General features: G+C 68.2%; 18 protein-coding genes. 12 read left to right on the top strand and 6 right to left on the bottom strand.

Annotated features, from left to right (window positions below; genetic code table 11):
* Positions 1 to 68: 68 nt before the first annotated feature.
* Entirely contained in the window at positions 69 to 890 is an 822-nt protein-coding gene (locus AB7O82_RS05580; protein WP_428538192.1) for an LLM class flavin-dependent oxidoreductase, read from the bottom strand.
* Positions 891 to 1118: 228 nt separating this feature from the next.
* On the opposite strand from AB7O82_RS05580, the gene argE reads away from it, so the two are divergent.
* From argE to AB7O82_RS05565, 3 genes are all read left to right on the top strand, one after another.
* Entirely contained in the window at positions 1119 to 2288 is a 1170-nt protein-coding gene (gene argE / locus AB7O82_RS05575) for an acetylornithine deacetylase (RefSeq protein WP_428538189.1), read from the top strand.
* A gap of 64 nt (positions 2289 to 2352) precedes the next feature.
* Positions 2353 to 3384 (top strand): S1/P1 nuclease, encoded by a 1032-nt coding sequence (locus AB7O82_RS05570; RefSeq protein ID WP_428618863.1) that lies wholly within the window; start codon positions 2353 to 2355, stop codon positions 3382 to 3384.
* A 51-nt stretch (positions 3385 to 3435) separates the two neighbouring features.
* Positions 3436 to 4614: a hypothetical protein gene (locus AB7O82_RS05565; protein WP_428618861.1), complete on the top strand. Its 1179-nt coding sequence runs from the start codon at positions 3436 to 3438 to the stop codon at positions 4612 to 4614.
* Position 4615: 1 nt separating this feature from the next.
* Here the strand turns inward: AB7O82_RS05565 and AB7O82_RS05560 are convergent, their stop codons facing one another.
* The 5 genes from AB7O82_RS05560 to AB7O82_RS05540 all read right to left on the bottom strand — a co-directional run bounded on the left by AB7O82_RS05560 (position 4616) and on the right by AB7O82_RS05540 (position 9796).
* Entirely contained in the window at positions 4616 to 4876 is a 261-nt protein-coding gene (locus AB7O82_RS05560; protein WP_428618858.1) for a hypothetical protein, read from the bottom strand.
* A gap of 13 nt (positions 4877 to 4889) precedes the next feature.
* Positions 4890 to 6398, bottom strand: coding sequence for an ABC transporter substrate-binding protein (locus tag AB7O82_RS05555; protein WP_428618856.1), 1509 nt, complete (start codon positions 6396 to 6398; stop codon positions 4890 to 4892).
* Positions 6399 to 6683: 285 nt separating this feature from the next.
* Entirely contained in the window at positions 6684 to 7646 is a 963-nt protein-coding gene (locus AB7O82_RS05550; protein WP_428548646.1) for an Hsp33 family molecular chaperone HslO, read from the bottom strand.
* Entirely contained in the window at positions 7643 to 8587 is a 945-nt protein-coding gene (gene argF, locus AB7O82_RS05545; RefSeq protein ID WP_428548649.1) for an ornithine carbamoyltransferase, read from the bottom strand. The genes AB7O82_RS05550 and argF overlap by 4 nt, the downstream gene beginning before the upstream one ends.
* A 3-nt stretch (positions 8588 to 8590) precedes the next feature.
* The gene (locus tag AB7O82_RS05540) at positions 8591 to 9796 is read right to left on the bottom strand and encodes an aspartate aminotransferase family protein (RefSeq protein WP_428548652.1); all 1206 of its coding nucleotides are present in this window, start codon (positions 9794 to 9796) and stop codon (positions 8591 to 8593) included.
* Positions 9797 to 9965: 169 nt separating this feature from the next.
* On the opposite strand from AB7O82_RS05540, the gene AB7O82_RS05535 reads away from it, so the two are divergent.
* The 9 genes from AB7O82_RS05535 to AB7O82_RS05495 all read left to right on the top strand — a co-directional run.
* Complete coding sequence (locus AB7O82_RS05535) at positions 9966 to 11708, top strand: fatty acyl-AMP ligase (RefSeq protein ID WP_428618854.1); 1743 nt, start codon at positions 9966 to 9968, stop codon at positions 11706 to 11708.
* A 177-nt stretch (positions 11709 to 11885) separates the two neighbouring features.
* On the top strand, positions 11886 to 12812 hold the full coding sequence (locus tag AB7O82_RS05530) for an NAD-dependent epimerase/dehydratase family protein (RefSeq protein WP_428548657.1): 927 nt from the start codon (positions 11886 to 11888) through the stop codon (positions 12810 to 12812).
* Between the two features lie 119 nt (positions 12813 to 12931).
* Positions 12932 to 13228 (top strand): acyl carrier protein, encoded by a 297-nt coding sequence (locus AB7O82_RS05525; protein ID WP_428548660.1) that lies wholly within the window; start codon positions 12932 to 12934, stop codon positions 13226 to 13228.
* Positions 13229 to 13270: 42 nt separating this feature from the next.
* Complete coding sequence (gene spt, locus AB7O82_RS05520) at positions 13271 to 14500, top strand: serine palmitoyltransferase (RefSeq protein WP_428548663.1); 1230 nt, start codon at positions 13271 to 13273, stop codon at positions 14498 to 14500.
* A gap of 78 nt (positions 14501 to 14578) precedes the next feature.
* Positions 14579 to 15577, top strand: coding sequence for a metallophosphoesterase family protein (locus AB7O82_RS05515; RefSeq protein ID WP_428618852.1), 999 nt, complete (start codon positions 14579 to 14581; stop codon positions 15575 to 15577).
* Entirely contained in the window at positions 15574 to 16719 is a 1146-nt protein-coding gene (locus tag AB7O82_RS05510) for a dATP pyrophosphohydrolase (protein WP_428548669.1), read from the top strand. The genes AB7O82_RS05515 and AB7O82_RS05510 overlap by 4 nt, the downstream gene beginning before the upstream one ends.
* Before the next feature lie 171 nt (positions 16720 to 16890).
* Complete coding sequence (locus AB7O82_RS05505; RefSeq protein ID WP_428548672.1) at positions 16891 to 18132, top strand: MFS transporter; 1242 nt, start codon at positions 16891 to 16893, stop codon at positions 18130 to 18132.
* 550 nt (positions 18133 to 18682) lie between these two features.
* Positions 18683 to 19813 carry a type III PLP-dependent enzyme gene (locus AB7O82_RS05500; protein ID WP_428548675.1) on the top strand — a complete coding sequence of 377 codons (1131 nt, stop codon included), beginning with the start codon at positions 18683 to 18685 and terminating at the stop codon, positions 19811 to 19813.
* A gap of 198 nt (positions 19814 to 20011) precedes the next feature.
* Positions 20012 to 21364 (top strand): homospermidine synthase (locus AB7O82_RS05495; protein ID WP_428618850.1); only part of this gene is annotated, 1353 nt, incomplete at its 3' end.

Below are 21364 nucleotides of genomic sequence, written 5' to 3'. Positions count from 1 at the left end.
CTATTGGGACGTGCAATCACCAAGAAGAGCGCCAACGGAGTGGCGCGCTCCCAGTGAAAGACGCCCGCCTACGGCAGCAGTTCCCGGATCTCGTCGAGCATCCCGGGCACGCCGAACGGCACGATCAGCAGCGCGTCGTCGAACCCGAGATCGGCGATGCGGCGCAGGCGGTCGCGGGCCTCCGGCTTGCCGCAGACCAGCGTCGTCTTCGAATGGGCGATCAGCGGATGCGCCGGCGGGTCGGGGCGCAGGTCGGTGAAGATATTGGCGATGATGGCGCGCTTGCCGCCGGCCTTGCGAAACATGTCGAGGCCGACCGGCAGGTCGTCGAGCGACGCGTAGATCCCCGAAGCGATCCAGCCATGGCAGTGTTCGGCCGCGAGATTGATCCAGCGCGGGCTGCGCCAGGCGCCGAGATAGACCGGCGGGCCGCCTTCGGTGCCGGGCCAGACGGAAAGGGCGGGGCCGTAGACCGGCTCGCCCGCCCACACCTTGCGCATCACGGCGAGATATTCGGGCAGCAGCTTGAAGCGGCGCTGGTAGTCGACCTGCGCGGCGTCGAAATCGTGCCTGGTCGAGCCGCTGCCGACACCGAAGCGGAAGCGGCCACGCGAAAGAAGATTCAGGGTCTGCGCGCGATGCGCCTGCTCGACGGGATGGCGCAGCGGTAGCTGCGTCACACAGGTGCCGAGCTCGATGTGCCCGGTCGCCTGGCAAAGGGCGCCGAGGAAGATCAGCGGATCGATCGTGGCGCTGCCGCGCGCGAAGGAATCCGTGGTCCACAGGCCGGCGAAGCCGAGCGCCTCGACCCGCCGTGCGAAGGCGACGGCGCGCTCGAAAAGGCCGGCGGCCTCCTGGGCGGTAGGGATGGCGACGATGCCGAATCGCATGGCAGCTCCTCGAGGGTCGTCCCGACCCGCAGGGGCGGGGGAAGGCATATGGAATAAGCCAGACATTGCAAGGTCTTGGGAACGGAATTCGACGCTGGGCCTCGTCAATTCGCCAGCGCTGTCCCGGCGGATGCGGTCGTGCTCCCCGCGACCCGTTCTTCCCTTTGCCATGGCTCTGCCGTAGGACGGAGAGGACGACAAACGCAAAACGGGGAGCGTTCGCGTATCATGGCAGGAGAGATCGTCGGATCGGTCGAGATGTTGCGCCGGCTGGTCGCGTTCGACACCACGTCGCGCAATTCCAACCTGGCGCTGATCGAGTACGTGCAGCAGTACCTCGCCGACCATGGCGTCGCCTCGAAGCTGGTGCCGAGCGAGGACGGCAAGAAGGCCAACCTCTTCGCCACCGTCGGGCCGATGGTGAAGGACGGCGTGGTGTTGAGCGGTCATACCGACGTCGTGCCGGTCGACGGCCAGCCATGGGACACCGATCCGTGGACGCTCACCCTGAAGGACGGCAAGTACCACGGCCGCGGCACCTGCGACATGAAGGCGTTCTATGCCATCGGGCTCGCCATGCTGCCCGAGTTCACCAGGGCGCCGCTCAAGAAGCCGATCCACTTCGCCCTGTCGTACGACGAGGAGGTCGGCTGCGTCGGCGCGCATTCGCTGGCCGCCCGCATGGCGGCCGAGGTGCCGCGCCCGCGCGCCATCATCATCGGCGAGCCGACCATGATGACGGTGGTGCACGCACACAAGGGCGCGCAGATCTACATCACCAAGTTCACCGGCTTCGAGGCCCATTCCTCGATGACCCATCTCGGCGTCAGCGCCATCCATTTCGCCGGCGATTTCGTTCACTACCTCAATACGGTGCAGGACGAGCTCGACGCCAAGGCGCCCAGGGACAGCGAGTTCATGCCGGCCGCCGCGACCTTCAATGTCGGCACCATCACCGGCGGCACCGCCGGCAACATCCTGGCGCGCGAGTGCGAGGTGCTGTGGGGCTATCGCGAGCTGCCGACCGAGCCGATCGATGCGCTCGGCAAGCGCGCGCTGGCGTGGCTCGAGCAGGAGCTGCTGCCCAGGATGAAGGCCAAGCATCCCGCCGCCGAGATCAACACCGTGCTGCGCTCCTCGACGCCCGCCTTCTCGCCCGAGGGCAACGACGAGGCCAAGCGCCTGGCCGCGACCTGGTCGGGCTCCAACACGGTGGGCAGCGTCGTCTACGGCACCGAGGCCGGAATCTTCCGCAAGACGCTGGGCGTGCCCACGGTGGTGTGCGGCCCAGGCGACATCGCCCAGGCGCATCAGCCCAACGAATTCATTCTCGCCTCGCAGATCGACGCCTGCGAGGGCTTCATGCGGCGTATGATGGAATGGTGCTGCCGCGACTAGCCTGGATTCTGGCTCCGTGAAGAGTCCAGGCTGACGCGGCGCTGCCATTCCGGGAGCTCGGTCCATGGGAGTTCGGCCCGCGCGATGGCTTCGCCTGTTGCTGTCGCTCCTGCCCCTCTTGTCCCTCCTGATCATGGCACGTCCGGCCTGGAGCTGGGATCCGCCGGGCCACGAGCTGGTCGGCGCCGTCGCCGACCGGCTGCTGACGCCGGATGCTCGCCGCCACGTCGAGCAGCTGCTCGGCTACAACCTCGAGACCTCGTCCAAATGGGCCGACTGCGTGCGGTCGGTCGAGCGCCGGCCTGACGGCAGCTTCGTCTACGATGCCACCACCCGCTACCAGCATTGGTGCGAGGCCTTCATGGCGCCGGCCGAGGTCGCGCGCATGGAAGACTACGTGCGGCGCAACTGGAGCAACTGTCCGGGCCCGGGCGCGGGCCACGGCTGCCACGAGACCTACCATTTCACCGACATCGACGTGCAGCGCGGCGCCTACGGCAAGAGCTTCGCCGGCGCCAGCGCCCACGACGTGGTGAGCGCCATCACGGCTGCGATCGACGTGCTGGAAGGCCGCGCCGCGCCGCCACCCTTCTCGATCCGCGACAGGAAGGAGGCGCTCTTGATGCTGGCGCATTTCATCGGCGACCTGCACCAGCCGCTGCATGCCGGCGCGATCTATCTCGATGCCGAGGGCAGGCCGGTCTCGCCCGACCGGCCGGGCCTCGACGGGGGGGATATCAGGACCAAGGGCGGCTCCGCCATCCGGATCGGAGACAAGAACCTGCATGCAATGTGGGATGCGGTGCCGGACGGCTGGAGTCTCGCCACGCAGCCCGAGCTGCTGACGCTGGCGCGCGAGGTGCCGAAGACGCCGGGGCCTCTCGCATCGTGGCCGGAGCAATGGGCGAGCGAGAGCGTGCGGCAGGCGGCGGGGGCTTTCGCGGGCGTCTCGATCGGTCCCCGGCATGACGGTGTGTGGCCGGCCAAGCTCGCCGATCCGGCCGCCTACGAGGCCAGCGCCGAGCGCATCAAGAGCCGGCAGATCGCGCGCGCCGGCGCCCGCCTGGCTGCAGTGCTGAATACGTTGTGGCCCTGAGAGACGCACGGTCCAATCCACCCTGCGCGAGTCCCGGGGGGAGGAGGCATCATGAATGGCAACGAAGCTGCTGCCGCTCCACAGATCGAGACCATCACCATCCTCGTGCTCGGACCGATGCGGCAGGTCCAGGGCGGGCACATCGAGGTCGAGGACCGCACGGCCGGCTTGAAGGTGCTCGTCGAGCACATCGCGCGGGACCTGGAGCCGGAAGCCGGGCAGGCCGGCCGCAAGGTCGCGGTGATCGCACCGGAGAACCGGACCCGCGCGACCATCGTTCCGGGGGTTCTCGATCTCATCGAGAGCGCTCACCTGGTGATCCTCGACCTGACGGGCAATCGGGCCAACGTCACCTACGAAGCCGGCATCGTGCACGCGCTCGGCGTACCCTGCATCATCCTGACCAGCGACGCGCAGCCGCCTTTCTACTTCATCGGCGCCGACTACATCGGCCGCTTCCACTATGCCCAGGCCTTCGATGCCGACCAGGTGACGCACCGCGACCTGCAGCGCTACCTCCGCCGTTTCATCGCCGATCCGACGCTGTTCGCCGACAACCAGCTCACCGCCTATTTCGAGCTGCCGATCGTCGACATCGCGGGGCCTTCCGGCCTGGCCGCCGGCTACTATCGCAACAGCATTCGCCGCTTCGTGCGCCGGCAGGGCTTCGTCGCCTCGGCGCGCGAGATCGTCTGGCCGGGTCGACTGGAGGTCAAGGACGGCGTCGAGACGCGGCGGCCGGAGACACGGCCGATGACCGTGGCCCACTACATTGCCGTGCGGCCGCCGGGCAATCTGCGCCAGTCGGGCGGTCATGCCGGCCAGCTCGCCGACGTCCTGAAGAAGCGCGGGCTGCGCACCGAGTTCGCGGCGCTGCGCCGGCTGCCCGACGATTTCGCCGATGCGCGCGACTTCGTCGGGCCGTTCCTGGCGCGCGACACGCCGCGCGATCAGCCGGTGGCGTTCATCGAGCCCGGGATCATCATCGAGATCCCGACCACGCTCTATGCCTTGCCGTTCTCGCCGCGCGTCGCCAAACGACTTGGCCTGGCGCCTCCCGCGCGGGCCATTGCCGAGGCGCGGCTGTTCGCGCAGATGCAGGCGAGCTTCGAGCGCAACCTCGATTTCCTGCTGCACAAGGACCCCGAGGTCGAGGACCCCAGGCCGTTCCACTGGACCGACCTAGCCGCGCTGCCCGCGCTGTTGGACGAGCTGGGCGTTCGCGGGTGATTCACCTCCGCGGATAGGTCTTGCAGAAGTCGGGAGCGCCGGAGGTCAGCAGCGCGCAGCCGCGCTTGATCTCGTCGACGATCAGGGCGCACGGGTTGGCCTCGTTGCAGGGCGGCCGGGTCGCGGGCGACACCGCCAGGCACTGGGCGACGTAACGCGCCGTCTGCTCGGCGCCGGCCTGGTCGCGGCAGCTCGGGTCGGCCGCCAGGGCGATGGCCGGTGCCAGGCCAAGTCCGGCGATTGCGAAAAGGGCGGCCCGCATCGCGCCTCGGCCGCTACTTCAGCTTCACGCCGACCACGCGCAGCAGGCCGTCGGGCATCGGTCGGAAATTCTCCAGGCGGGCGGTGTGAGCGATCAGGTATTGCGGATGGTAGAGGTAGATCATCCACCCTTCGTTCAGGAACTTGGCGGTGATCTTCTCGTAGGCCGCTTTGCGGGTGGCGAAGTCGCTGGCGGATCGGGCCTCGCGATGCCAGGCATCGATCTCCTTGTCGCAGTAGCGGCCGGTGTTCAGCGGCGCGCCGCAGGTCTGGTAGATCACCGAGTTGCCGTCCGGGTCGCTGCGTCCGCTCCAGGTGTTCTGGTAGAGCTGGAAGTCGCCGTCCTCGGCAGTCTTCAGCCCGGTTGCCGCCTCGACGACGCGCAACTTCAGGTCGAAGCCGGCTTCCGCTGCCATCGATTGAACGACCTCGCCGACGGCGCGTATCTCGGGGTTGTTGCCCAGCATGAAGTCGACCGACAGCCGTCCCGTGATGCCGGCCTCCTTCAGCAGCGCCTTGGCCTTGGCGATGTCGCGCTTGGGCACCGGGAAAGCCTGCTGATAGTACGGGTTCTGCGGGTTGACCCACTGGTTGCCCGGCATGAACTCGCCATTGTAGACAACCTGGTTGAGGGCCTCGCGGTCGATGCTGAGGTCGAGCGCACGGCGCACGCGGGCATCCTTGCCCAGCGGGTTGTCGGCCTTGGGTCCGTTGGCGACGTTGACGAGAAGGGCAAAGAAGCCGAGCGATACGGCCTTGCTGAGCTTGAGCTTGGGGTCGTCGCGCACCGTCTTGATGTCGGTCGCCAGCACACGCTCCATCATGTCCAGCCCGCCCGACCGCAGGCTGGCCAGGCGCACGGTGCTGTCGACGATCGGCAGGTACGTGATCTTGTCGATGAGGACCTGGTCCTTGTTCCAGTAGTCGGCGAATTTCTCCACCACGATGCGATCCTGCTGGACGCGCTCGACGAACCGGTAGGGGCCGGCGCAGACCGGCTTGAGAGCGAACTTGTCGCCCGACGCCTCCGCCGCCTTGGGCGAGACCATCATGCCGGCACGGTCGGTGAGCTGGGCGAGCAGCGGCGAGAACGGCGCCTTGAGGTTGAGCTTGACGGTGAGCGGATCGGCAACCTCGACACTGTCGATCGAGGAGAGCTCGGGCTTTCGGAACGAGCCTTTCATGGTGATGTGCCGTTCGAGGCTGTACTTGGCGGCTGCGGCGTCGAACGGCTCGCCATCGTGGAACTTCACGCCCGGCCGGAGCTTGATCGTGACCGTCTTGCCGTCGGCCGACGTCTCGTGACCGGTCGCGAGCTGCGGCACGATGCTCGACTTCTCGTCGATGTCGAACAGCTTGTCGCACAGTGCGGCGAAGACGATGCGGGTGGTGTAGAAGCGCGACAGGCTCGGATCGAGCCCGTCAGGGTCGTCGCCCAGCCCGATGCGCAGATGGCTTTGCGCAAGGGCGCTGCCCGAGCCCAGCAGCAGGGCGAGGAAGAGGGTGAAGATTGTCCGTCTCATGGTCCCTCCGTCTTGCAAGATGCGTTCCTCTCTTCCGCCTCCCCGTCACCGGGGGAGGTGCCCCGATGAGGCGCTGTTTAGAGCGCCATTGGCCGGAGGGGGAGAGCCTCACGCAAGGTTCATGAAGTTCCGATGTCGGAATGTCATGGATCCCGTCTGAAGCCGTCCCCCTCCGCCCCGTGTGACGGGGCGCCTCCCCCGACAAGGCGCTGTTTGCAGCGCCATAGGGGTAGGAAAAGGAGATGTGTCCACTCCCTAGCCGTATGACGGGGAGGACACAGCAGATTACGCCGCCGACGCGTAGATCCTGTCGAGGTCGCCGTCGTCGTAGCCGTACTCGGTCGAGCAGAACTCGCACTTCACGACCACCTTGCCGGACGTGTCGCGCAGGTCGCCGAGCTCCTCGCGCCGGAGCGAGCGCAGCACGCGGTCGATGCGGTCGCGGCTGCAGCGGCAGCGCGCGGCGAAGGCGCGGCGGGCGAACACGCGCGGCCGCTCGGCATGGAAGAGGCGCAGCAGCAGCCGGGCGGCGGGCAGGGCGGGGTCGAGCATCTCGGTCTCGGTCGCCGAGGCCATCAGGATGACCGCCTTGCGCCAGTCGTCCTCGCGCTGCTCGGGGTCGATGTCGAGCCGGCCGGCGTCGAACTCGGGCATCTGCTGGACCATCAGCGCGGCCGCCCGCCAATGACCCTTGCCGTCGCGCTCGTGGCGCCGCGCCGCGATCTTGATGCCGGTCGGCAGCTGCTCGGACTGGCGGAAATAGGTGTGGGCGCAGTCGGCCAGGGTCGGACCCTCGAGCGGCACCACGCCCTGGTAGCGCTCGGTGTGCTGTCCCTGGTCGACGGTGAAGGCCAGCCGGCCATGGCCGAACAGGCGCGGCACGTAGCCGTCGGGCGCTTCGGCCGAGCCGCCGAGCGCGATCGCGAGCTTCCACGAATCGAACTGGGCATAGCCGCGCAGCGCGCCGTCGGTCGTGAGGTCGGTGACCAGCAGGCGCACCGGCCCGTCGCCCGATATCTGCAGGGTGAAGATGCCGTCGTACTTGAGCGAGGTCGCGAGCGCGGCGCACAAGGTCATCGCCTCGGCGAGCGGGCGCGCCACCGCCAGCGGGTAGTGGTGGCGCTCGATGATCTCGTCGAGCGATGGCCCCAGCCGGACCAGCCGGCCGCGCACGCCGAGCGCGTCGAGCTGGAACGGAAGGACGCTGTCCCAGGCGTCGGAAGTCCAGGCTTCCGACGCAGCGCTCACGATAGGCACCAGGCGAGGATGCTCTTCTGGGCGTGCAGGCGGTTCTCGGCCTCGTCGAACACCACCGACTGCGGCCCGTCGATGACGTCGGCCGTCACTTCCTCGCCGCGATGCGCCGGCAGGCAGTGCATGAAGATGGCGTCCTTCTTGGCCTGCTTCATCAGCCGCTGGTCGACCTGGTAGCCGCGCAGCAGGTTGTGGCGGCGCGAGGCGCTCGGGCTGTGCGGATCCTCGTCGCCCATCGACACCCAGGTGTCGGTGACGACGCAGTCGGCGCCGCGCACCACCGCTTCGGGATCGTGCCCGATGGTGATGCGCCCCTTCGACCTCTCTGCCCATGCCAGCACGTCGGCCGGCGGCTTGAGCTCGGGCGGGCAGGCGACGCGCAATTCGAAGTCGAACTGCACGGCGGCGTGGATCCAGCTGGTCGCCATGTTGTTGCCGTCGCCCGACCAGGCGACCGCGCGGCCCTGGATCGGCCCGCGATGCTCCTCGTAGGTCATGACGTCGGCCATCAGCTGGCAGGGATGCGTCTTGTCGGTGAGCCCGTTGATCACCGGCACGGTCGCATACTTGGCCATCTCGAGGAGCTTCTCCTCGACGGTGGTGCGCATCATGATGATGTCGACATAGCGCGACAGCACGCGCGCGGTGTCGGCGATGGTCTCGCCGCGCCCGAGCTGGGTGTCGCCGCGGCCCAGCATGATGGTCTGGCCGCCGAGCTCGCGCATGCCGACCTCGAACGACACGCGGGTGCGTGTCGACGGTTTCTCGAAGATCATGGCGAGCGTCTTGCCGGCGAGCGGCTTGTCGTGTCCGCCGCCGCTGGGCCCGCCGTTCCGCCGGGCCGTCTTCATCGCCTTGCCGCGATCGAGGATCTGGCGAAGCGTCTTGGGATCGACCTGGTCGAGATCGAGAAAGTGCTTGGGTGCTGCCATCACCGCCTACTCGGCCGCCTTGGCCGCCTCGAACGACTGCGCGGCCTTGCCCAGGATGTCGATGCCCTCGTCGAGCGCGGCCTTGTCGGCGATCAGCGCCGGGAAGACGCGGATCACGTTCTCGCCTGCCGGCGGCACCAGGAGCCCGAGCGACTGCAGGCGGTTCACCATGTCGCCCGCCGGCACCGCGGCGGTGCACTGGATGCCCTGCAGGAAGCCGGTCCCGCGCTGCTCGACATAGACCTTGGGATGCTTCTTCACGAGTCCTTCGAGCTGGCCCTTGAGGTACTCGCCCTTCTCGCGCACCGCGTCGATGAAGCCGGGCTTCAGAAGCTCGTCGAGCACGGCGTTGGCGACGCCGGTGGCCAGCGGATTGCCGCCATAGGTCGAGCCGTGCGTGCCCGGCACCATGCCGACTGCCGCCTTCTCGGTCGCCATGAAGGCGCCGATCGGGAAGCCGCCGCCCATGCCCTTGGCGATCGCTGCGACGTCGGGCTTCACGCCCGACCAGTCGTAGCCCCACATCTTGCCGGTACGGCCGAAGCCGGTGTGGATCTCGTCGTAGAACAGCAGCAGGCCGAATTCGTCGCAGATCGCGCGCAGGTCCTTGAGGAACTGCGTGGTCGTGGCGCGGATGCCGCCCTCGCCCTGGATCGGCTCGACCAGGATGCCGGCGGTCTCGTCGTCGATCATGTCGCGCACGACGTTGGTGTTGTTGAGCGGCGCATGCTTGTAGCCGGGCGCCGGTGGGCCGAAGCCTTCGAGATATTTCTCGTTGCCGGTGGCGGCGAGCGCGTTCAGGAGGCGGCCGTGGAACGCCGCCTGGAAGCAGATGATCTTGTAGCGCTGGGGCTTGCCGTTCATGAACTGATACTTGCGGATCAGCTTGATGCCGCCCTCGATCGCCTCGGCGCCCGAGTTGCAGAAGAACATCGTGTCGGCGAACGAGTTCTCGACCAGCCGCTGGGCCAGCTTTTCGCCGTTGCCGATGCGGAACAGGTTGGAGGTGTGCCACAGCTTCCGGCCCTGCTCGGTCAACGCCTTGACCAGGGTGGGATGGCAGTGGCCCAGCGCGTTCACGGCGATGCCCGAGGTAAAGTCCAAGTAACGTCGGCCGTCCGTCGCGTAGAGATAGTTGCCCTCTCCGCGTTCGAACACGACGTCCTTGCGACCGTACGTCGGCATCACAGCCGTTATCACGGGACTCTCCATCAAATGAATAACCCGCTCTTCGACCACGGCTCCGGAACGGATAAACCGGGGTTGAGCGGGCGCAGGCACTATCTAACCGGGGTCTGGGTGTGTCAACTTGGCCGCCCTGCTCCGCCGAGGGGGCCGCCTTGAGGGTGCCCCACCGCTCTGCTAGGAGACCGCCCTTCCGATGAACCCGCTGCCCACCCGCAACTCCCGGCTTGCCTTGCGCCGCGCCGACTTCCGCTCGGTGCCGGAGATGCTGGACTATGCGGCGGAGGGCGAGACCGGCATCACCTTTTATAGCGTCAGGGGGGAGATAATATCGTCCCTGCCGTGGCGCGAGGCGCGCGAGCGGGCGCACGTTGCCGCCCGCCGCCTGATCGGCGCCGGCTTCGCGCCGGGCGAGCGCATTCTCATCACCGCCGACACCTGGCCGGGCTTCTTCGACCTTTTCTTCGGCGCCCAGTATGCCGGCCTGCTGCCGGTGCCGGTGTCGATCCCGATCGGCATCGGCGGCAAGGACGCCTATCTCGACCAGCTGCGACGCCAGTTCGTCGCCTCGGGCGCGGTGGCGGCTTTCGGCATCGACGACCTCGCGGGTTTCCTGGCGGACGCCGCGCAAGAAATTCCCGCAGTGCGCCTGCACGGCGGGCTCGCCGTCCTCGAGGCGCTGCCCGAGAAGCCGGTCGATCTCAGGCCGCTCGGTCCGGCCGATCTCTGCTACCTGCAATTCTCCTCCGGCAGCACGCGCCATCCGCACGGCGTGCAGATCACTCAGAAGGCGCTGATGGCCAATCTGGCCGGCATGACCGGGCCGGCCGGGCTCGACGTCGTCGAAGGCGACCGCGCGGTGAGCTGGCTGCCGCTCTACCACGACATGGGCCTGATCGGCTTCCTGATGGCGCCGCTCTCCAGCCAGCTCTCGCTCGATTACCTGACGCCGCGCGATTTCGCCCGCCGGCCGATGCAGTGGCTCAACATCATTGCGGCCAACCGCGGTACCATCTCCTACAGCCCGAGCTTCGGCTACGACCTCGCCACCCGGCGTGCCGCCCGCCAGGTGCCGGCCGACCTCGACCTGTCGAGCTGGCGCCATGCCGGCATCGGCGGCGACATGATCCGGCCCGACGTTCTGGAGCGCTTCGCCGCGACTTTCGAGGGCGCCGGCTTCAGCCGCAAGGCCTTCATCCCGAGCTACGGCATGGCCGAGGTCTGCCTCGCCATCACCTTCTCTCCCGGTGGCACCGGTGTACGCATCGACACGGTCGACCGCACGGCGCTCGCCGAGGCGCAGCGCGCCGTGCCTATCGCCGGTCCTGCCGACGAGCGGCGGGCGCGCCGGTTCGTGATCTGCGGCAAGGTGCTGCCCGGCCATCGGCTGGAGGTGCGCGGCGAGTCGGGGGCTGTCCTGGGCGAGCGCGAGGTCGGCCGCCTCTTTGCGCAAGGGCCGAGCATCATGCCGGGCTATTACGGCGAACCCGAAGCGACCCGCGAGGTGCTGTCGGCCGACGGCTGGCTCGACACTGGCGATCTCGGCTATCGCCTGGGCGACGAGATCGTCGTCACCGGCCGCGCCAAGGACCTGATCATCGTCAACGGCCGCAATGTCTGGCCGCAGGACATCGAATGGGCGCTCGAATCGCGCGGCGTCGTCAAGAACGACGATGCCGCCGCCTTCTCGATCGACACGCCCGACGGCGAGCGCGTGGTCGTCGCCGTGCTGGCGCGGGCCTCGGGCGAGGAGGGCCGTCAGGCGCTGGCCCGCGACGTCGCCGGCGCGGTGCGCGAGATGATCGCCGTCGACTGCGACGTTGCCCTGGTTCCGCCCAGCCTCGGCCTGCCGACGACCTCTTCGGGCAAGCTCTCGCGCACCCGCGTCAAGGCCAACTACCTGTCCGGCGTCTACGCGCCGAAAACCGCGGCGGCGTGAGGTGACCCTCTCTCCTTCTCCTCCCCCGTCATACGGGGGAGGTGCCCCCGCCAGGGGGCGGAGGGGGAAGGCCTCGGACGAGATCGATGAAATTCCGACGTCGGAATCAGAAGGGCCTCGCCTGAGGCCTTCCCTCTCTGCTCCTTCGGGGCACCTCCCCCGACGCGGGGGAGGAATGTGAGTCGCCTGGTCGCGGTCACCGGCGCCACAGGGTTCGTCGGCCCGCACCTGGTGTCGGCGCTGGCCCGGCGCGGCTGGCGGGTGCGGCTGCTGGTGCGGCGCTGGTCGCCGCTGCCCTCGCTCGCGGGCGTCGAGGCCGAGCTGGTGCTGGGCGACCTCGGCGATACCGACGCCCTGCAGCGCCTGGTTGACGGTGTCGACGCGGTGATCCATGCCGCCGCCCTGATCAAGGCGCGGCATGCCGCGCAGTTCATGGCCGTCAATCGCGACGGCACGGCGCGCCTCTCCGCCATCGCGGGCGCCACCCGGTTCCTCCTGCTGTCCTCGCTTGCCGCGCGCGAGCCGACCCTCTCGGCCTATGCAGCGAGCAAGCGGGCGGCCGAAGAGGCGGTGGCCGGCCGGTCCGGGCCGTGGCTGGCGGTTCGCGCGCCGGCCGTCTACGGGCCCGGCGACCGCGAGACCCTGGCCTATTTCCGCACCGTCGCCCGCGGGCTGGCGCCGCGCCCGGCGATGGACTCGGCGCGCTTGTCCCTGATCCATGTCGAGGACCTCGCCGAGGCGCTGGTGCTGGCGGTCGAGTGGGCACCGGCAGGGTCGACCTACGAAATCGACGACGGCCGGGAGGGCGGCTACGGCTATTCCGACATGCGGCAGGCGGCTGCCGCCGCGCTCGGCCGGGCGGCCCGGTCGATCGCGGTGCCGCGGGTCGTCATGGCGGGGCTGGCCCGGCTCAACCAGCTCGGCCATCGGCTGGGCGGGCCGGTCCAGATCCTGACGCCCGGCAAGGTCAACGAGATCTTCCACCCGGACTGGACCGTGCGCGACCGTCGCCTCGCCGGAGCGATCGGCTTCACCGCCCGTTACGATTTGACGAGCGGCTTTCGCGACACGGTATTGTGGTATCGCCGTCGCGAGTGGCTATAGAAGGTGTGAAACACTAGGTAACAAATTGTCATTTCACAAGGAATTGGCGTTTCTGCCACAAGATCATCGCCTGAACCTGCCCCCGGACGGGAGAGATGCTTTTGAGCACCACCCACGAAATGACCGTCGCAAACGACGGCATGATCGAGACCCTCACCCGCGCGCGCGACGTCTCGCGCGCCGAGGTGATTCGCGAGATTTGCCACCACCTGGCGCCCTACCAGAACGGCGAGCAGCCGATCACGGGCGACACGGTGATTGCCAAGGACCTGACCATCGATTCCCTGGCCATCATGGACATGGTCATGGAGCTCGAGGACCGTTTCGACGTATCGATCCCGATGAGCGTCATCGCCGAGATCCACACGGTCAACCAGCTCGCCGACACGATCCTGGATCTCAGCGCCCGCGGTTAGGGCGCTTCTTCATTTTCACGTACGAAATCAGGCGGGGCACCCATGGGCCTGTTTGACCGCCATGCCGGCCTGCTCGAGGCCTATCGCGACGTTCGCACCACCGGCTACGACCCGTTCCAGATTCGCATGGAACGGGTTCTGTCGCCGACCGAGGCGATCATCAACGGCCGCAAGACGCTGCTGGTCGGCACCAACAACTATTTCGGCCTGACCTTCGATCCGTCCTGCATGGAGGCCGCGATCGAGGCGATCCGCGCCGAGGGCACCGGCACCACCGGCTCGCGCATCGCCAACGGCAGCTACAGCGAGCATGTCGCGCTGGAGAAGGAGATCGCCGCCTTCTACGGCAAGAAGCACTGCATGGTGTTCACCACCGGCTACCAGGCCAATCTCGGCGTGATCTCGACCCTGGCCGGGCCGGACGATTTCCTGCTGATCGACGCCGACAGCCACGCCTCGATCTACGACGCCTGCAAGATGACCCAGGCCGAGGTCGTGCGCTTCAAGCACAACGATCCCAAGAGCCTCGACGCCCGCCTTCGTCGGTTGGGCGACAAGCCGGGCAACCGCGTGGTCGTGCTCGAAGGCATCTACTCGATGCTGGGCGACAGCGCGCCGCTGCGCGAGTTCGTCGACGTCTGCAAGAAGCACGGCGCCTACGTGCTGATCGACGAGGCGCATTCGCTGGGCGCGCTGGGCGAGCACGGCCGCGGACTCTGCGAGGCGACCGGCGTGATCGACGACTGTCATTTCATCGTCGGCACCTTCTCCAAGACACTGGGCGCGATCGGCGGCTACTGCGTCTCGGACGATCCCGACTTCGACATCCTGCGCGTCACCGTGCGCGCCTACATGTTCACCGCGTCGCTGCCGCCCTCGATCGTCGCCTCGGTGCGCCAGGCGCTGCGCGTCGTGCAGGCCCGGCCCGAGCTGCGCAAGCAGCTGTGGGACAACGTCGCCACGCTCTACGACGGCCTGAAGGCGCAAGGCTTCACCCTCGGCCCCGAGCATGGACCCGTGGTCGGCGTGCACCTGCCCGACCGCATGACGGCGATCGGCTTTTGGCGCGCCATGCTCGACGCCGGCATCTACGTCAACGTCGCCGTGCCGCCGGCCACGCCCAACGGCGTGTCGCTGCTGCGCTGCTCGCTCTGCGCCGTGCACACGCGAGAGCAGCTCGAGCACGTGGTCGAGGTGATGACCGGCATCGGCCGCCAGTTCGGCGTCCTGCCCGCCCAACCCGAGCTGCGCGTCGCCGGCGCGCGCTCATAGTCTACTGGACCGCGGGCGTCTCGCCCGCTCATGAAGCTCGAGCGGGCGAGACGCCCGCGGTCCGGAAGAGACTGAGTCATGACGTTCACCCTCGCCCATCTCTCCGATCCCCATCTGCCGATGCCGCCGGCGCGCGCCGGCGAGCTTCTGGGCAAGCGGCTGACCGGCTACGTCAACTGGTGGCGCCATCGCGTGCGCCTGCACCGGCCGGAAGCGCTGGCCGGCATCGTCGCCGACCTCGAGGCCCAGCAGCCCGACCACATCGCCCTCACCGGCGATCTCGCGAACATTTCCCTGCCGGCCGAGTTCCGACGCGCCGCCGATTGGCTCGCCGCTCTCGGCAGTCCGCATGACGTCACCTTGGTGCCCGGCAACCACGATGTCTATGTCGCCACGCGGTGGCCCGAGACGCTGGGTCTGTGGGGCGCCTGGCTGGCCGGCGACGGCGCGCCCCCGGCCGCCTCGTTCGATGTCTTCCCGACGCAGCGTCGCCGCGGCCCGGTGGCGCTGGTTAGCCTGTCGAGCGGCGTGCCCAAGCCGCCGTTCTTCGCCACGGGCACCCTGGGCGAGGCGCAGATCGCCCGCGCCGAGCGCCTGCTGGCCGAGCTCGGGCGGGAAGGGCTGTGCCGCGTCGTGCTGATCCATCATCCGCCGCTTACCACCGAGAAGCGCACGAAGCGCCTGACCGACGCCGCCGCCTTCCAGGCGATGATCCGGCGCGTCGGCTGCGAGATCGTCATGCACGGCCACAACCATCGCAGCGAGCTGGCGCGCATCGCCGGCCCGGCGGGTCCGGTACCCGTGCTCGGCGTCGCCTCTGCCTCGGCCGCGCCCGACAGCAAGTACGGCGCCGCGCGCTATCATCTGATCCGCATCAGCGGCGAGACCGGCGCCTGGCGCCTCGACGTCGAGATGCGGACGCTGCGCGACGACTGCGCGGGCTGCGTATCCGATGGCCATCTCGTCTTTCTTCCGGACCGCGGGCGTCCCGCCCGCTCATTTCGAAACCAAGGGAACGATCTGAGCGGGCGAGACGCCCGCGGTCCGCATGAGTCGAGCGCGCGCTCCCGGCCATGAGCGAGCCCGTCGTCGTCACGCCAGTCGACGGCAAGGCCGACCTCAAGGCCTTCATCGACCTGCCCAAGCGCCTCTATGCCGGCCACAAGGGCTACGTCGCCCATCTCGACACCGAGCGGCGTGAGGCATTTTCGCCGAAGAAGAATCCGCTGTTCAAGCATGTCGAGGTCGGCTTCTTCCTGGCGCGCCGCGCCGGGCGCGTGGTCGGCCGCATCACCGCCCAGGTCGATCGCGCCTACCTCGAGCGCTACGCCGACGCCACCGGCCATTTCGGCTGCCTCGCCGCGGAGGACGACCCGGCGATCTTCGCCGCGCTGTTCGTCGCGGCCGAGCAGTGGCTGCGTGCCCGCGGCATGCAGCGCGTCACCGGGCCGTTCAGCCTCTCGGTCAACGAGGAAGTCGGCCTGCTGGTCTGGGGCTTCGACAGCCGGCCGATGCTGCTGGTGCCCTACGACCCGCCCTACGCCGGGCCCCGCGTCGAGCAGTGCGGCTACGCCAAGATCAAGGACGTGTTCTCCTACGACTACGACGTCCAGAACGCCCCGGAGACGATCGGCGCCAAGCTGCTGGCGCGCGCCGGCTTCGCCGGCCGGGTCAGGGCGCGCACCGCCAACATGAAGATGTTCGACGCCGAGGTGCGCACCCTGGTCGGCATCTTCAACGATGCCTGGAGCGACAATTGGGGCTTCGTGCCCTTCACCCAGGCCGAGATCGATCACGCTGCCAAGGCGTTTGGCCCGGTGGTCGTGCCCGAGCTCGCGGTGTTCGTCGAGGTCGACGACGAGGCGGTGGCCTTCATCATCGCAATCACCAACCTCAACGAGGCGATCGCCGGGTTCAATGGCAGCCTGGCGCCGCTGAATTTGGTGAAGCTGGTATGGCGCATGCGCGTCGCCGGCGTCGGCAGCACGCGCGTGCCACTGATGGGCGTGAAGAAGAAGTACCGCAACCATCCGCTGATGGGCGCCGGCTTGGCCATGATGGCGATCGACCACCTGCGCGCCAACGGCAAGCGACTCGGCAAGACCAGCGCCGAGCTGGGCTGGATCCTCGAGGACAACAAGGCCACCAACAACATCATCCGTTCGGTCGGCGGCGTCCACTACAAGACCCACCGGATTTACGAGAAGATGCTGGGGTGAGGGGGCCTCATACCTGCACCGACCAACACGACCTCATCCTGAGGAGCCGCGCGCAGCGCGGCGTCTTGAAGGATGGGGACCAGACACGGTGCCTTTTGCCCATGCTTCGAGACGCTCGCTGCGCTCGCTCCTCAGCATGAGGTTAGTGGGTTGCCTGACTGGGGAACGCCGTTGACCGCCCCCACTCCCACCCCCTCCCACTCCGCCTTCGCGCCGCTGGCCATCCGCGCGTTCGCCCTCCTCTGGACGGCCAACGTGCTGTCGAACACCGGCGGCTGGATGCAGTCGACGGGGGCGGCGTGGGAGATGACCAGCCTTACGCAGGAGCCGATCTTCGTCGCCCTGCTGGCGGCGGCCGGCACCCTGCCGATGTTCCTGTTCTGCTTCTTCGCCGGCATCCTGGCCGACCGCTTCGACCGGCGGCGCTACATCATCGTCTGCCAGGTCTGGATGATGGCCGTCGCCGCCACCCTTGCGCTGCTCGCCTGGCTGGGGCGGCTCGACCATTGGAGCCTGCTCGGCCTCAGCTTCTGCATGGGGCTGGGCAACGCCATGAACGCGCCGGCCTGGCATGCCGTGGTGCCCGAGATCGTGTCGGGACCGCTGCTGCGGCCGGCGATCGCGCTCAACAGCGCCGGCTTCAACCTCGCCCGCACCGTCGGCCCGGTGCTGGGCCAGATCCTGCTCGGCCTGGTCGGCGTCTTCCTGCTCTTCGCCATCAATGCCTGCACCTACATCGGGGTCATCTTCGCCATGGCGAGCTGGCGCCGGCCGGCCGATGCGCAGGCCGGCCATCGCCGCGAGAGCTTCCTGCAGGCGGCGCGCTCGGGCATCGCCTTCGTGCGCGGCTCGGGCGAGCTCAAGGCGGTGTTCGCCCGCGGCCTCTGCTTCTTCGTGCCCGGCATCGCCATCAGTACGCTGCTGCCGGTGATCGGCCGCTTCGAGCTCGGCCTCGACGAGTTCGCCTTCGGCATCCTCTATGCCGTGTTCGGCGCCGGCGCGGTGGCGGGTGCCGTGCTGATGCCGACGCTCAACCGCCTGCTCGGTCCCGACCGCGCCAACATCTGGGCGATGGGCCTGCATGCGGCGTCCGTCCTGATTGCCGCCCTGGTGATGACGCCGTGGGTCGTCGGTGCCTGCATCGCCCTGTCGGGCGCCTGCTGGATCACCGTGATCGCCAACAACAGCACCGCCGTGCAGTCGATCCTGCCCAACTTCATGCGCGCGCGCGGCATGGCGGTCCACCAGATGGTGTTCTTTGGCGCGATGGTCGCGGGCTCGCTGCTCTGGGGCAAGCTCGCGACGCTGTTCGGCACGCAGCCGACGCTGATCGCCTCGGCGGTGGCGCTCGTGCCGTTCACCATCCTCGCCGCCTCGATCCGGTTGCCGGGCTCGTCGCTGCCGCGTCCCTGACTTGCAAGGAGCCGGCCCGCGCTCCCAGCAAAGAGGCGTCGTCGATGGGAAGAGTTGGCGCCTTGAGTGGCGCGCTGCCAGCCATGAGTCTCTCGACTGCACCGCCGCGCACCGGCCACGCTTTTGTGCCCTTTCCACCACGAGACAGGGGAAAAAAATCGTTGTGGCGCAGAATCCGCTTGTATCAGCGTCGATTAGTTGTAGATAGCAAAACAGACGCCCACGCACGTGCCGCTGGCCCATAGTGGTTACGCAACGACGGAAAGCGTCCTTTTTGGCAGTGCCGGCTGAAGCCGGGTCCGGAAGGGAGCTTCTGATATGGTTGCTTACCGCGCGGGGCGCGTTCCCCGCTATTATGTCTTTTGCCCGGTGATCCTGAACCGGGCCGACACCACCGCATCCACCCCGAGGCTCTCGATTCCGTCGAGTATCGGCTGACGTACGCTGCCCGTCGGGCACCGTACGTCGCGTCGGCGGGTCGCAGCTTCGACCCGGCCGTCGCTTTTCTGTCGATTCAGCGTGACTTCGAGTGACGGGGAACCCCCCAGCGATGACCGAGCGTATCTTTCGTTATCTCCGCGAGCAGCAGCCCGAGACGCCTTGCCTGGTGATCGACCTCGACGTGGTCGAGAGCAACTACCGGCGCATGCGCGAGCTCCTGCCGGCGGCCCACATCTTCTACGCCGTGAAGGCCAACCCGGCGCCGCAGATCCTGGCGCGGCTGGCCGGCCTCGGCTCCAAGTTCGACACCGCGAGCCGCGGCGAGATCGAGTTCGCGCAGGCGACCGGCGTGTCGATGGACCGCGTCTCCTTCGGCAACACCATCAAGAAGGAGCGGGACATCGCCTGGGCATACCAGCAGGGCGTGCGGCTGTTCGCCTTCGACAGCGAGGCCGAGCTGCAGAAGCTCGCCCGCTCGGCGCCTGGCGCGCGCGTGTTCTGCCGCGTGCTGGTCGATTGCGGTGGCGCCGAATGGCCGCTCAGCAAGAAGTTCGGCTGCGCGCCGGAGATGGCCAAGGACCTGCTGCGCAAGGCCAAGGACTGGGGCCTCGAGCCGTACGGCCTGTCGTTCCATGTCGGCAGCCAGCAGACCGATCTCGAGCAGTGGGACCGCGCGCTGGGCCAGGTCTCGCAGATGTTCTTCGCGCTGGCCGAGGAAGGCGTCGACCTGCGCATGGTCAATCTCGGCGGCGGCTTCCCGGCGCGCTACCGCGCCGAGGTGCAGGGCATCGAGGCCTACTGCGAGGCGGTCGGCCGCGCCCTGGTGCGCCATTTCGGCAATCGCATGCCGGAGATCATCATCGAGCCCGGCCGCTCCATGGTGGGCGACGCCGGCGTGATCCAGAGCGAGGTCGTGCTGGTCTCGCGCAAGGCGGCCAACGACCGCAAGCGCTGGGTCTACCTCGACATCGGCAAGTTCAGCGGGCTGGCCGAGACGATGGACGAGAGCATCAAGTACCGCCTGCGTACCAGCCGGGACGGCACGCGCGTCGGGCCGGTCGTGCTGGCCGGGCCGACCTGCGACTCGGCCGACATCCTCTACGAGAAGACCGAGTACAAGCTGCCGCTGTCGCTGAAAGCGGGCGACAAGGTCGAGATCCTGTCGACCGGCGCCTACACGACGACCTACTCGTCGGTCGCCTTCAACGGCTTCCAGCCGCTCAAGGCCGTGTGCATCTGATCCTCTCGACCACGAGGCAACGGGGCGACGGGGCCGTGACAGGCCCCGTCGTCCGTTTCGGATCATGTCTTGCGGACCGCGGGCGTCCTGCCCGCTCATGAATCTGAGCGGGCGGGACGCCCGCGGTCCGGAAGATGCTCTCTCGACTGTCTCGTCCTGACCGCAGGACGCTTTCCAGCCTCAAACAGGGACCTTGAAATGGCCAAGAAGCTTACCGCGAAGAAGTATCTCGATTTCAAGGGCCGCATGGTGATGATCGGATTGGGTTCGATCACCCAGGGCGTGCTGCCGCTCATCCTGCGCCACATCGGCATCAAGCCGAGCCAGATCACCATCATCGCCGCCGAGGATCGCGGCGGCATCCCCGAGGTCGAGCGTTACGGCATCGAGTTCATCCGCAAGCGGCTGACCCGGGCCAATTACCGTCGCGTGCTGGCGCCGCGGCTGGCCAAAGGCGACATGATGGTCAACCTCTCGGTCGAGGTGTCCTCGACGGCGCTGGTCGAGCTGTGCCAGGAGAAGGGCGCCTTCTACGTCGACACCTGCATCGAGCCGTGGCCGGGCGGCTACACCGATCCCAGCCTTTCGGTGTCGGGCCGCTCCAACTACGCCCTGCGCGAGTCCATGCTGAAGCTCAGGCCGAAGTACCGCGGCGGCCCGACGGCGGTGATCGCGCACGGCGCCAACCCGGGCCTGGTCTCGCACTTCGTCAAGCAGGCGATGCTCAACGTCGCGCGCGACACCGGGGTCAAGGTGAAGCCGCCGGCCTCGCGCGAGGACTGGGGCGCGCTCGCCCGCCGGCTCGGCATCAAGGTGATCCATATCGCCGAGCGCGACACCCAGGTCTCGCCCGCGCCCAAGCAGGTCGGCGAGTTCGTCAACACCTGGTCGATCGACGGCTTCGTCTCGGAAGGCAGCCAGCCCTCCGAGATGGGCTGGGGCACGCACGAGAAGGCGCTGCCACCCGACGGCGCGCGCCACAAGTTCGGCTGCGACGCCGCGATCTACCTCAACCGGCCGGGCCTGCTGACGCGGGTGCGCACCTGGACGCCGCTCGAGGGGCCGTTCCACGGCTTCATCATCACCCACAACGAATCCATCTCGATCGCCGACTACTTCACGCTGCGCAACGGCAAGAGGGTCGTTTACCGGCCGACCGTGCACTACGCCTACCACCCGTGCGACCAGGCGATCATGTCGATGCACGAGATCGCCGGAAAGAGCCTGCACCCGCAGAAGCGCTGGCGCCTGATCGTCGACGAGATCAGCTCGGGCCGCGACGAGCTGGGCGTGCTCCTGATGGGCCACAAGAAGGGCGCCTACTGGTACGGCTCGCAGCTCGACATAGCGGAGTCGCGCAGGCTGGCACCCTACAACAACGCCACCTCGATCCAGGTCTGCGCGCCGGTTCTCTCGGGCATCGTCTGGGCGCTTGAGAACCCCGACCGCGGCATCGTCGAGGCCGACGAGATGGACTTCGCCCGCAACCTCGAGATCTGCATGCCTTATCTCGGCCCGGTGGTCGGCAAGTACAGCGACTGGACGCCGCTG

It is taken from the genome of Reyranella sp. (assembly GCF_050185545.1).
In the GTDB taxonomy this organism is placed as follows: Bacteria; Pseudomonadota; Alphaproteobacteria; order Reyranellales; family Reyranellaceae; genus Reyranella.
The sequence above is the reverse complement of the archived record's forward strand: the minus strand, read 5'-3'. Positions and strand labels throughout refer to the sequence as shown.